The sequence below is a fragment of the Stutzerimonas sp. 21-1 genome, from assembly GCF_056336065.1.
The window spans coordinates 2,168,834-2,180,066 of record NZ_CM150500.1 but is presented as its reverse complement, the minus strand read 5'-3'; the positions used below and the strand labels follow the sequence as shown (position 1 = coordinate 2,180,066).

Sequence of the window (11,233 nt, the reverse complement as noted above, 5' to 3'; positions counted from 1 at the left end):
GTTCAGTCATCTTCCTTGGTCGGTACGTTCGGGGTGGGCGAAGCGGGCGGGCTGACGGCGTTCTCCAGTTGCTGGCGCAGCGCCTCCATCTGTTGCTGCATTTCCTCATCGCCCGCATCCTCGGTCTCGTACGGTTGCGGCGCCTCATCGGGAACGAACACCGGCGAGCGCACGGCAGGAAAGTCCAGCCGTTCTATCTGACCGTCGCGCATGAGTTGCACGTGGTCCGGATGCACGCTGCGCAGCACCACGCCGCTTTGTAGCTCCTGGCCCTGCCAGACCAGCTGGGGTGGTTGACCGTCGAGCTGAATAATGGCGCTGGAGCGACTAGGGTCGGCATGCACGAAGCTGCCATGCAGGGTTACGCCTGCGGCGCTGGTCGTTGCACTGCCCTGAAGCGCGGGCGGCGTGCCGAAAAGGGCGTCCAGGCGCGATGGATCGGAACTGCCGGTAGCGTTGACGGCAGGGGGGCTGACCTCTGCCGTGAGAGGGGCGCGGCTCAGTTGCCACACCGTTTTGATCTGGCTCGCCAGGTAGATACCGAAAAGGCAGACCAGCAGGGCGCTCAGGGCTAGCGGGACGTGCTGTCGATAGTTCCGCAACGGTCCGGGCAAATACAAGCGAGGTACTCCATGCCGCATCGTGATGTTATGTCCGTTACGTCTTCAACCTTAGGCACATATCGCGCTTTTCGACAGGCGACTGTCGCGAGACTCGTTAAGCCTGTTGCCGTTGCGGCAGAACAAAGACCGCAGGGCAGTGCGATAGTGCCGCGGCATGATTTCAAATCCGTGAGCCAGTAACGATGGACCAGCAGCGCGATAAAAAAATCCAATGCTGCTGTTGACTTAGCTAAGGGGGATCAGTAAATTGCGCGCCTCGCAAGGCGATCGGCTGATTAGCTCAGCTGGGAGAGCACCTGCATCACACGCAGGGGGTCGGCGGTTCGATCCCGTCATCAGCCACCATCTTTGCGAGACCGACGCGCAGCGGTAGTTCAGTCGGTTAGAATACCGGCCTGTCACGCCGGGGGTCGCGGGTTCGAGTCCCGTCCGCTGCGCCATATCTTCCGCCGTTATCAAACGATAATGAGTGGGCAAAGAAAGCTGCCTGGGCAGCTTTTTTTTCGCCCGTTGTTTTTGCTCGGCGTGCCGCCTTGGGAGTGAGCCGCATCATTTGGGCCGATCGGCTAGAATCGCCTTCTCATTAATCTCCGGCGTGCTGATGCGGTTGCGATTGGCACGGCCACAGCCTACGGCCCCGCTTGCTATATGCCTTCTGCCCAGACCGCTGCCGAACGCATCGCCGAACTGCGTAGCGAAATCGACGCGCATAACTACCGTTATTACGTTCTCGATGAGCCGAGCGTTCCGGACGCTGAATACGACCGTCTGTTCAATGAACTGAAAACGCTGGAAGCCGAACACCCTGAGCTGGTGACGCCCGAGTCGCCGACCCAGCGCGTCGGTGGTGCGGCGTTGGCGGCGTTCGGCCAGGTACGCCACGAAGTGCCGATGCTGAGCCTCGGCAACGCCTTTGAAGATCAGGACCTGCTCGACTTCGACCGACGTGTGCGCGAAGGGCTGGACATGCCGGCCGGCGACCTGTTCGGCGACGGCGCCGAGGTTGAATATAGCTGCGAACCTAAGCTCGACGGTTTGGCCGTCAGCCTGCTCTATGAGAACGGCCATCTGGTGCGCGGTGCGACCCGTGGCGACGGCAGCACCGGCGAAGACATCAGCGCCAACGTGCGCACCGTGCGCAATATTCCGCTCAAGCTGCATGGCACTGGCTGGCCGTCAGTGCTCGAGGTGCGTGGTGAAATCTACATGCCGAAGGCGGGCTTTGAAGCGCTCAACGCACGGCAGCTGGCAAGCGGCGGCAAACCCTTCGCCAATCCGCGTAACGCTGCGGCCGGCAGCCTGCGGCAGCTGGACCCGAAGATCACCGCCGCGCGTCCGCTGGAGTTATGCGCCTATGGCATCGGTCGCAGTGACGGTGAGCTGCCGGATACCCACATCGGCGTCCTTCACGCGCTCAAGGGGTGGGGATTGCCCATCAGTCGAGAGCTGAAGCTGGCCAAAGGCGTTACCGAATGTCGTGCCTACTACGACGCCATCGGCGAGAAACGCGACTCGCTGGCCTATGAGATCGACGGTGTGGTGTTCAAAGTGAACGCCGTCGCGCAGCAGCGCGAACTCGGTTTTCGCGCCCGCGAGCCGCGCTGGGCTATCGCCCACAAGTTTCCCGCGCGGGAGGAGATTACCGAGCTGCTCGACGTGGAATTCCAGGTCGGTCGTACCGGCGCCATCACGCCGGTCGCCCGGCTCAAGCCTGTGCAAGTCGCAGGCGTCACCGTATCCAACGCGACTTTGCACAACATGGACGAAGTCGCCCGCCTAGGCGTGATGATCGGCGATACGGTGATTGTCCGCCGCGCCGGTGACGTGATCCCGCAGATTCTCGGCGTAATCGCTGAACGCCGGCCGGCAGACGCGCGGGCGGTGCATGTGCCTGAGCAGTGCCCGGTCTGCGGTTCTGCCGTGGAGCGCACCCAGCTGATCAAACGCAGCAAGGGTCGCGAGTCGGTCAGCGAAGGCTCTATCTACCGTTGTGTCGGCCGTCTGGCCTGCCAGGCGCAGCTCAAGCAGGCGATCATCCATTTCGTTTCGCGCCGCGCGATGGATATCGACGGGTTGGGTGACAAGATCGTCGAGCAACTGGTCGATCGCGGCTTGGTCAGTTCGCCAGCGGATCTGTACTGTCTGACCTATGAGCAGATCATCGAGCTGGAAGGGTTCGCCGATATCTCCACGCACAATCTGCTCAACGCCATCGACGCCAGCCGCAGGCCGACCCTCGCGCGTTTCATCTTCGCCCTGGGCATTCCCGATGTCGGCGAGGAAACCGCCAAGCTGCTGGCGCGGGCGCTAGGCTCACTCGATCGCATCGCGCGGGCGTTGCCGGGCGTACTGGTGTACCTGCCGGACGTCGGCCTGGAAGTCGCGTACGAAATCCACAGCTTCTTCGAGGACGAGCACAATCGCTCGGTGATCGCGCAACTGCGCGAACGTGGCGTGGAATTGCAGGAGGAGGGCGAGTTGCATCCGGAGTTCGCCGCCTGTGCCACGCTGTCCGGTCTTCTCGATAAGCTGAACATTCCGTTTATCGCCAGCACTGGCGCTCAGCGCCTGGCCGAGCGTTTCGGCAGTCTGGATGCGATCATCGCCGCCGACTGGCTCGATTTGCGCCAGGTTGAACGCCTTACCGAAAAGGCTGCGCGCTCGCTGCGCGATTATTTCGACAAGCCCGCAAATGCCGAGCGCGCCCGCGCCATCGAAGTCCAGTTGCGGGAATTTGGCATGCACTGGGAAAGCGAGAAGAAAGTCGCAGCAGGTCTGTCCCTGGCCGGGCAAACCTGGGTGCTGACCGGCACGCTGGAAAGCATGAGCCGCGACGATGCCAAGGCTAGGCTTGAAGCGCTGGGTGCCAAGGTCGCCGGTTCGGTTTCGGCCAAGACCACCTGCGTGGTTGCCGGGCCAGGCGCCGGTTCTAAGCTCGCCAAGGCAAACGAACTCGGTCTGACCGTGCTCGACGAGACTCAGTTTCTCGAGCGGCTTGCTCAGCTGGGCTAGGTAAAGGGGTAACGCAGCCCAGCCCGGCAAGCGCTGAGTGAATATGCGTCGTACGCTGCGTGGCCGCGGTTAGCCGCGAACGTTCAACATCAACCTCCGCTTTGCGTCCCGTCCAAACCGGCAGTACTGCCTAGCTGTAGGGTGGATAACGGCGAAGCCTTATCCACCAACTGCTCCCGCGGCAGCTTGCAGGTGTTCTCTACGCGATCTCCGTACCTGGCCGCCTTTCAGTCGCCTGCCAACAGGCTAACCACTGAATCGGCTCATCCTGCCGGTACAGCATCAATGTCTCCATTCCCCCGCATTAAAGAATTCTGCTCCCCACCCGAAAAGCTTCGCAGGTGGGCTCGCATGTAGTTCCGAGTTCGCCGGTGTCGTACAGGTTGTCTCCGGGGCTTGCAAATTTTTTCAAACGCCTCCTAAAGCTCACCGAAACGACGCCGATAAGCTAATCGAATGCGAACTCAATGGGTGCCTGGGCACAAGCCGGCCCGGAGTCGCAAGCTCAGGCAACCAAAGTAACTAGCGCCCTTGGAGGCTCATCATGGCTCTTACTGTCAATACCAACATCGCTTCGCTGAATACTCAGCGCAATCTACAGTCTTCGTCCAACGCGTTGGCCACCTCCATGCAGCGCCTGTCCACTGGTAGCCGCATCAACAGCGCCAAGGATGATGCCGCCGGTCTGCAGATTTCGAACCGTCTGACCAGCCAGATCAACGGTCTGGGTGTTGCAGTGCGCAACGCCAACGATGGTATTTCCCTCGCGCAGACAGCTGAGGGGGCTCTGCAGCAGTCGACCAACATTCTTCAGCGGATGCGAGATCTTTCTCTGCAGTCGGCTAACGGCTCGAACAGCGATTCCGAGCGCAGCGCGCTGCAGCAAGAGGTAACTCAGCTACAAGAAGAGTTGGATCGTATCGCTACAACTACCACCTTCGGTGGGCGTAAGTTGCTGGATGATACGTTCGGGACCTCTAAGTTCCAGGTTGGCTCTCAGGCTAATGAAACAATTTCTGTTACTTTGAATGGCGCGAGCTCAGCGCAACTAGGTAACAACAAATACGATACAGTGGGGTCCGTTACCGGTAAGTTTGTTACTACCGCAACTAACGGGGCTACTGCAGTAGCAGCTGCTGCTAACTTTAAGATCTCGAATGATAAAGGCGCTACCGGGGCTATCACTTATGGAGCCGGAGCTAGTTCGAAAACTATCGCTGACGCCATCAATACTGAAACTAGCAGTGCTGGTTTGGGGGTGACCGCTTCTGTTGAGAACGAGTTGACGCTCAGTGGCTTTGCAGCAACCGCTCAGGGTGAGACCGTTGATCTAAATATCAACGGAACAACCGTAACGGTCTCTAACTTTAACGGCAACGATCTGACCGCGTTGAAGAATGCTATTAACGCGGCTGGCGTTAGCGGTGTTACTGCTGAACTCGACGGAAGCGATAAAGGTAAGCTGGTTCTGAAGGGCAGTGACGATATTAGCCTATCTATCACCGATACCAATGCTGGTAACGCATCGTTTACCGTCACGAATCAACTTAATACCTCTGCCACCGTAACTGAAGGTGCTGCGAACCCAACTATCGCTGTGGGCCAAATTAAACTTGAAGGCGTAAACGAATTTGCAGTAGCGGGTGCCTCGACCGAGATCTTTGGTGCTGCCTCGGCGTCTTCAACTGTTGATTCTGTTGCATCGATCAATATTTCCACTGCAGATGGCGCTCAGGATGCGATTTCAGTAATCGATGCGGCGTTGAAGTCGATCGATGCTCAGCGTGCGGATCTGGGTGCTGTGCAGAACCGCTTCGACAATACGATAGCCAACCTGCAGAACATCGCTGAGAACGTTTCCGCCGCTCGTGGCCGCATCCAGGACACTGACTTCGCCGCCGAAACCGCGAATCTGAGCAAGAACCAGATTCTGCAACAGGCTGGTACTGCGATCCTGGCGCAGGCCAAGCAGCTGCCGCAGGCCGTTCTCAGCCTGCTGCAGTAAGCGAGGCTCACCGATGGGGTGGTTATTCCACTCCATCGATTCATTGAGAGGTGAATCATGGACGTCGCAAGAGCAGCGAATGCCACGCTTGCGTCATCCTCGTCGAGCAACACGTTGCCCGGTTTCCGTCAGGAAGCCGGGCTTTCGTCGTTGCAGGGCGAAGGTGAGCCTGGCAAGGCACCGCAAAAAGCGGATGTTAATGAAGCGGTTGAGCGAATCCGTACGCAAGTAAAGGGCCTGCAGCGCGATTTGAACTTCAGCGTGGACGATTCCACCGGTCAGGTTGTGGTGCAGGTGCTGGATGGCGACTCGGGCAAGGTGGTGCGGCAAATTCCGTCCGAGGATATCCTGCGCCTGGCAGAGCGTTTGGACGAGATGCGTAGCCTGTTGTTCGAGGCTAAGGCCTAACGGCACGTTTCTTGTTTCGCAGCAGATCGATACGGTCGTGTGGTTTATTTGACGAGGTAAGGCTATGGTAGGCGTAACAGGCATCGGTTCGGGTCTCGATATCGACAGCATCGTGGCGGGGATGGTCGCTGCTGAGCGAGCTCCGAAGGAAACCCAGCTTGCCAACCTCGAAAAAAAGACGACAACGCAAATAACGGCTGTTGGTGCGCTAAAGGGCGCAATCAGTGATTTCCAGGCAGCGCTGGCTGCGCTGAATAAACCAGAGCTGTTCCAAGCGCGCTCGGCTACTTCCAGCAAGTCGGATCTCGTCGGCGTTACGGCGACAACCACCGCGGGAGCTGGCAACTATCAACTGGAAGTCAAATCACTGGCGAGCAGCAGCAAGGTTGCACTGGCCGCGATTCCCAATACGGCCGAAGCCCCCGCGCGTTTTACCAGTGGAACGTTCGAGGTCTCGCTTGGTGTGCCAGGAATCCCGCCCGCGCCAAACACCAAGGAATCCTTTTCCGTCACGATTGACGAGAACAACAACACGCTCGCCGGTGTGCGTGATGCAATCAACACGGCCGGGAAAGACATGGGTGTTAGCGCCACCATCGTCACGGACGAGTATGGCTCTCGACTGGTGCTGAGTAGCAGCAAAACTGGCGCAGGGCGCGATATTACCGTCACTGCAACCGGGGCAGACGAACCTGGGCTCATAGGTCTTTCCGCATTGAACTTCACCGGTACCTCAGGCACCGGCAAAGATGCTCGCGTGCTGACTTCAGCACAGAGTGCTGAATTGTATGTCGACGGCTTGAAGGTAATCAGCGAGACCAACAAAGTCGACGGTGCCATTGAGGGCATCACGCTCGACCTTAAGGCCAAAACCGTTGCAAACGAACCGCTGACCATCGCGGTAGCGGAAGACAAGGCGGGGGTTAAAAAGCAGATCCAGTCCTTTGTCGACAGCTACAACAAGCTGATCGGTGTGATTAACGCGCAGACCAAGGTCACGTCGGTCGGCGAGGACAAGGCGCCCGTAACAGGCGCATTGGTGGGCGATGCCACAGCGCGCACCTTGCTCAACACGATTCGCAACGAGCTGGTTAACGTGCAGGGCGATGGTGCACTGCGTGCGCTGACCGATATCGGTATCACCACCCAGAAGGATGGCACCCTCGCCATTGACAGCGCCAAGCTGGACAAGGCGATGGCCAGTAACTTTAGCGAATTGTCGGGCCTGTTCACGGGTGATAAGGGGCTGGCTTCCCGGCTCGACGCAAAGCTGAAGCCATACACCGAGACCGGCGGAATACTCGAGCAACGCAACAAGGCAATGACTGAGACGATCTCCAAGATTGATGATCAGAAGGAAGCTCTGACTCGTCGCCTTACCTCGCTCCAGGAGCGGCTGTACAAGCAGTTCAACGCCATGGATTTACTGGTGGGGCAGTTGTCCAATACATCGTCGAGTTTGTTGGCCTCGCTGGAAAACCTGCCGTGGGCAGCGAATAACTCGAAGAAGTAAGGTATTCCGCTTCAAAGAAAAGCCGCCGCCAGGCGGTTTTTTGTTTTCAGAACGAACTCAAGTCCTACGCTAGGCGACCGATAACTAGGCATGTGAAATTGATGTGGCAAGAGGCTCATCCAAATGAATGCTATGGCAGCAATGCGGCAATACCAGCAGGTCGGCGTAAAAGCGCAGGTTACCGAGGCCGATCCGCATCGTCTGATCCAAATGCTGATGCAGGGTGGCCTGGATCGTATAGCGCAAGCCAAGGGCGCTATGGAGCGTGAGGCCTATGCTGAGAAAGGCGTGCTGATCGGCAAGGCGATCAACATCATCGGCGGGCTGCGCGACGTACTGGATAAGGAGGCGGGCGGCGAGCTGGCCACCAATCTTGAGCGTCTGTACGAATACATGACGATGCGCCTGTTCGAAGCTAGCCGTCACAACGACGTGAGCAAGCTGGATGAGGTGGCGAAGTTGCTTGGTGAAATCAAATCCGGCTGGGATGGCATTGCCTGAGCATTCAGCCGAAGGAGTCTCAGATGTCCACCTCGGCGCGGCGTTTTGAGGAGCTTGGTCGTGCATTGCGCGAGGCTCTGGCGTGCCAAGATTGGGACGCCATTACCGAGCTTGATACACAAGTTAGCGCACTGCTTGGCGAAGTTGCGGCGGATGAGGCGGAGGCCGATCAGGTATTGCGTCAGCAACTGGACGATCTGGTGCGTCTGTATGCGCAACTGCAGCAGGATAGTCGCGCTGAGCGGGAACGGCTAGCACTGGAACTGACGCGTCTGAGTCAGTCGAAGCAGGTCGCAAACGCGTATAAGCCGCTCGACTGATTCAGAAGCCAGCGCGGAGTGCGCTCGCCTAGTGCGGGTGTGAAAAAGGTCGCACGAGATTCACATCGAGGCCGGCTTGTCTCGCAGCGCCGACCTCTCGTCGCTTAACGATACTCGCAGAGATAGGCGGTATCGGTAACGACCTTCAGTTGGAACTTGCTGTTCGCCGGCACGGTGAACTGGGTGCCCGCGCCGAAGGTTTCGTATTTCTCGCTGCCGGGTAACTTCACGTCCAAACTGCCGGCAATCACATGCATGATTTCCAACTGACCAGTACCGAACTCATAGTCGCCCGCCGCCATGACGCCGATGGTGGCTGGGCCTGCGGCCATGTCGAACGCGATGGATTTTACGGTGCCGTCGAAGTACTCGTTGACCTTGAACATGGCGATTACCTGAAGGGTTAAAAAAGAGTGGTCAGTATGCCCAAGTGCTACGCGGGCGTCATCTGCCGGTCGCGGGTGCGGTTACGCAGTGAGTTGAGTGGTTGTCTGAGCGATCAGCTGCGAAAGATGAAGTACACCGCCCCGACCAGGCACAGGCCGGCCCATAGGTAATCGAGCTTTAGCGGCTGTTGCATGTAAAGGACGCTGAAGGGTACGAAAACTGCCAGGGTGACGACTTCCTGCATGATCTTTAGCTGGCCGATCGATAGTTCGGTGTAACCGATGCGATTTGCCGGCACCATCAGCATGTACTCGAAGAAAGCGATGCCCCAACTGATCAGGGCGGCGATCAGCCACGGCTTGCCGTTCAAGGTTTTGAGGTGGCCATACCAGGCGAACGTCATGAACAGGTTGGAGCAGCAGAGCAGGGTGGCGGTTTGCAGCCAGATGGGCATAGCGGAAGGCTCGTGAGGAAATGGGCGTCAAAGCCTATTCTGGGCGTGGTTACGTCGCAATACGCGCTTCTGGTGTGCGCAACTTCGTCTGAATTATTATCGTCTCCCTGTTTTTTGCTGGTCGTTCTTCCATGGATTGCCGTCCTGGTTGCGGTGCCTGTTGCATCGCCCCTTCCATCAGTTCGCCGATACCTGGCATGCCACATGGCAAGGCCGCAGGCGAGCGCTGCTTGCATTTGTCGTCGCAGTTTCTCTGTCTACTTTTCGGTGATACACGGAGACCGGCGGTATGCACGGCGTTCGGCGCCGATCCGTTATGTTGTGGCACCAGTCGCGAAGAGGCGATTCGTTTGCTTGGGTGGTTGGAGCAGGCGACCGCCTGAGTGAGTCGTAGGCAGCTATAAGCCGGCTAGAAGTAGTGTTGGATCCAGAAAAAAGAAAGGCTGCCCGTGGGCAGCCTTCTCGTTTGGCTCCAGTGCTTAGCGCGGCAGATCGCGCTGTGCATGGCCAGTGTAAAGCTGGCGCGGACGCCCGATTTTCTGGCCGGAGGCGATCATTTCCTTCCAGTGCGAAATCCAGCCCACAGTACGCGACATCGCGAAGATCACGGTGAACATACTCGTCGGAATGCCGATAGCCTTGAGGATGATGCCCGAGTAGAAGTCCACGTTCGGGTACAGGTTGCGTTCGGCGAAGTAGGGATCCTTCAGGGCGATTTCTTCGAGCTTCATCGCCAGTTCCAACTGCGGGTCATTGATGCCCAGCTCGCCCAGCACCTCGTCACAGGTCTTCTTCATGACCTTGGCGCGCGGATCGAAGTTCTTGTAGACGCGATGGCCGAAGCCCATCAGTTTGAACGGATCGTTCTTGTCCTTGGCCTTGGCCAGGAACTTCTCGATGTTCGATACGTCGCCGATTTCATCCAGCATGGTGAGCACGGCTTCGTTGGCGCCGCCGTGAGCCGGTCCCCAGAGGGCGGCGATGCCAGCTGCGATACAGGCGAACGGGTTGGCACCGGTGGAGCCGGCCAGTCGCACGGTAGAAGTCGATGCGTTCTGCTCGTGGTCGGCGTGCAGGATGAAGATGCGATCCATGGCATTCGCCAGCACCGGGCTGATCGGTTTGATCTCGGCCGGAGTGTTAAACATCATGTGCAGGAAGTTTTCCGAATAGCTCAGATCATTGCGCGGATACATGATCGGCTGGCCCATGGAGTACTTGTACACCATGGCGGCGATGGTCGGCATCTTGGCGATGAGGCGATGCGCGGAGATTTCGCGATGCTGCGGGTTATTGATGTCCAGCGAGTCGTGATAGAACGCGGACAAGGCGCCAACGATGCCGCACATCACGGCCATCGGGTGGGCGTCGCGACGGAAGCCGTTGAGGAAGGTCTTCAGTTGCTCATGAACAATGGTGTGGTTCTTGATGGTGCTGACGAACTGGGCTTTCTGCTCGGTGGTCGGCAGTTCGCCGTTGAGCAGGAGATAGCAGGTTTCCAGATAGTCGGATTTTTCCGCCAGCTGCTCGATGGGGTAGCCGCGATGAAGCAGGATGCCCTTGTCGCCGTCGATATAGGTGATCTTGGACTCGCAAGAGGCGGTCGACATGAAGCCGGGATCGAAGGTGAAGTGACCCGTGGAGGTCAGGCTTCGGACGTCAATTACATCAGGCCCTACGGTACCGGTTAAAACGGGCAGTTCGACGGGGGCGGTGCCCTCGATGATCAACTGCGCTTTCTTGTCAGCCATGTATGGCCTCCTGTTTTGTGCTTGGAATCATCATGGCCCCCCACGCAGGGCCCGCATCACTATAGTGTGATAAATCGCAAAGTCAATTTGCTCGAACCCATGCTGCAGAGGGGTTTGCGGGGTATCGGTGCAGCATGGGGCGACTGTTTACGGCATTTATATAGGGGCTGCCATCCGCCTTTAGTGGCACTTCACCACATTGTCATTAGTGACCTAACTGTTTATACTCGGAAACCGACCGGCAGGGGCCTTACAGGCG

The 11,233-nt window shown here is 58.2% G+C and carries 11 protein-coding genes and 2 tRNA genes; 9 read left to right on the top strand and 4 right to left on the bottom strand.

The annotated features are described in order from the left end of the window. Nucleotides 1-2: 2 nt before the first annotated feature. A complete protein-coding gene (locus AC0ZJQ_RS10560; protein WP_476476614.1) occupies nucleotides 3-620 on the bottom strand; it encodes a type II secretion system protein N in 618 nt (205 codons plus the stop codon). Nucleotides 621-892: 272 nt separating this feature from the next. On the opposite strand from AC0ZJQ_RS10560, the gene AC0ZJQ_RS10555 reads away from it, so the two are divergent. The 8 genes from AC0ZJQ_RS10555 to fliT all read left to right on the top strand — a co-directional run bounded on the left by AC0ZJQ_RS10555 (nucleotide 893) and on the right by fliT (nucleotide 8,382). Further along, nucleotides 893-968: transfer RNA gene (locus AC0ZJQ_RS10555), tRNA-Val, on the top strand. An 18-nt stretch (nucleotides 969-986) separates the two neighbouring features. Continuing rightward, nucleotides 987-1,063: transfer RNA gene (locus tag AC0ZJQ_RS10550), tRNA-Asp, on the top strand. A gap of 208 nt (nucleotides 1,064-1,271) precedes the next feature. Then, on the top strand, nucleotides 1,272-3,635 hold the full coding sequence (gene ligA / locus AC0ZJQ_RS10545; protein WP_314018700.1) for an NAD-dependent DNA ligase LigA: 2,364 nt from the start codon (nucleotides 1,272-1,274) through the stop codon (nucleotides 3,633-3,635). Between the two features lie 544 nt (nucleotides 3,636-4,179). Next, nucleotides 4,180-5,640 (top strand): flagellin, encoded by a 1,461-nt coding sequence (locus tag AC0ZJQ_RS10540; RefSeq protein ID WP_314018698.1) that lies wholly within the window; start codon nucleotides 4,180-4,182, stop codon nucleotides 5,638-5,640. A gap of 57 nt (nucleotides 5,641-5,697) precedes the next feature. Then, the gene (locus AC0ZJQ_RS10535; RefSeq protein WP_314018696.1) at nucleotides 5,698-6,048 is read left to right on the top strand and encodes a flagellar protein FlaG; all 351 of its coding nucleotides are present in this window, start codon (nucleotides 5,698-5,700) and stop codon (nucleotides 6,046-6,048) included. 64 nt (nucleotides 6,049-6,112) lie between these two features. Continuing rightward, entirely contained in the window at nucleotides 6,113-7,561 is a 1,449-nt protein-coding gene (gene fliD, locus AC0ZJQ_RS10530) for a flagellar filament capping protein FliD (protein ID WP_314018694.1), read from the top strand. A gap of 123 nt (nucleotides 7,562-7,684) precedes the next feature. After that, nucleotides 7,685-8,062: a flagellar export chaperone FliS gene (gene fliS, locus AC0ZJQ_RS10525; RefSeq protein ID WP_167135500.1), complete on the top strand. Its 378-nt coding sequence runs from the start codon at nucleotides 7,685-7,687 to the stop codon at nucleotides 8,060-8,062. Between the two features lie 23 nt (nucleotides 8,063-8,085). Beyond that, a complete protein-coding gene (gene fliT, locus AC0ZJQ_RS10520) occupies nucleotides 8,086-8,382 on the top strand; it encodes a flagellar protein FliT (protein ID WP_314018692.1) in 297 nt (98 codons plus the stop codon). Nucleotides 8,383-8,486: 104 nt separating this feature from the next. Here the strand turns inward: fliT and ppnP are convergent, their stop codons facing one another. Then, nucleotides 8,487-8,768 (bottom strand): pyrimidine/purine nucleoside phosphorylase, encoded by a 282-nt coding sequence (ppnP, locus tag AC0ZJQ_RS10515; RefSeq protein ID WP_314018689.1) that lies wholly within the window; start codon nucleotides 8,766-8,768, stop codon nucleotides 8,487-8,489. Between the two features lie 113 nt (nucleotides 8,769-8,881). Further along, nucleotides 8,882-9,223, bottom strand: a complete 342-nt coding sequence (locus tag AC0ZJQ_RS10510; RefSeq protein ID WP_008568845.1) for a DMT family protein — start codon at nucleotides 9,221-9,223, stop codon at nucleotides 8,882-8,884. Between the two features lie 131 nt (nucleotides 9,224-9,354). Here AC0ZJQ_RS10510 and AC0ZJQ_RS10505 point away from each other — a divergent pair, with 131 nt between their 5' ends. Further along, a complete protein-coding gene (locus AC0ZJQ_RS10505; RefSeq protein ID WP_314018687.1) occupies nucleotides 9,355-9,606 on the top strand; it encodes a YkgJ family cysteine cluster protein in 252 nt (83 codons plus the stop codon). 96 nt (nucleotides 9,607-9,702) lie between these two features. Here the strand turns inward: AC0ZJQ_RS10505 and gltA are convergent, their stop codons facing one another. Beyond that, nucleotides 9,703-10,974 carry a citrate synthase gene (gltA, locus tag AC0ZJQ_RS10500; RefSeq protein ID WP_008568843.1) on the bottom strand — a complete coding sequence of 424 codons (1,272 nt, stop codon included), beginning with the start codon at nucleotides 10,972-10,974 and terminating at the stop codon, nucleotides 9,703-9,705. Nucleotides 10,975-11,233 lie beyond the last annotated feature (259 nt).

What these genes read in the sequence shown, in the direction of transcription:
- ligA (WP_314018700.1), top strand. Translation starts at nt 1,272, where the DNA reads ATGCCTTCTGCCCAGACCGCTGCCGAACGCATCGCCGAACTGCGTAGC.
- AC0ZJQ_RS10540 (WP_314018698.1), top strand. Translation starts at nt 4,180, where the DNA reads ATGGCTCTTACTGTCAATACCAACATCGCTTCGCTGAATACTCAGCGC.
- AC0ZJQ_RS10535 (WP_314018696.1), top strand. Translation starts at nt 5,698, where the DNA reads ATGGACGTCGCAAGAGCAGCGAATGCCACGCTTGCGTCATCCTCGTCG.
- fliD (WP_314018694.1), top strand. Translation starts at nt 6,113, where the DNA reads ATGGTAGGCGTAACAGGCATCGGTTCGGGTCTCGATATCGACAGCATC.
- fliS (WP_167135500.1), top strand. Translation starts at nt 7,685, where the DNA reads ATGAATGCTATGGCAGCAATGCGGCAATACCAGCAGGTCGGCGTAAAA.
- fliT (WP_314018692.1), top strand. Translation starts at nt 8,086, where the DNA reads ATGTCCACCTCGGCGCGGCGTTTTGAGGAGCTTGGTCGTGCATTGCGC.
- ppnP (WP_314018689.1), bottom strand. Translation starts at nt 8,768, where the DNA reads ATGTTCAAGGTCAACGAGTACTTCGACGGCACCGTAAAATCCATCGCG.
- AC0ZJQ_RS10510 (WP_008568845.1), bottom strand. Translation starts at nt 9,223, where the DNA reads ATGCCCATCTGGCTGCAAACCGCCACCCTGCTCTGCTGCTCCAACCTG.
- AC0ZJQ_RS10505 (WP_314018687.1), top strand. Translation starts at nt 9,355, where the DNA reads ATGGATTGCCGTCCTGGTTGCGGTGCCTGTTGCATCGCCCCTTCCATC.
- gltA (WP_008568843.1), bottom strand. Translation starts at nt 10,974, where the DNA reads ATGGCTGACAAGAAAGCGCAGTTGATCATCGAGGGCACCGCCCCCGTC.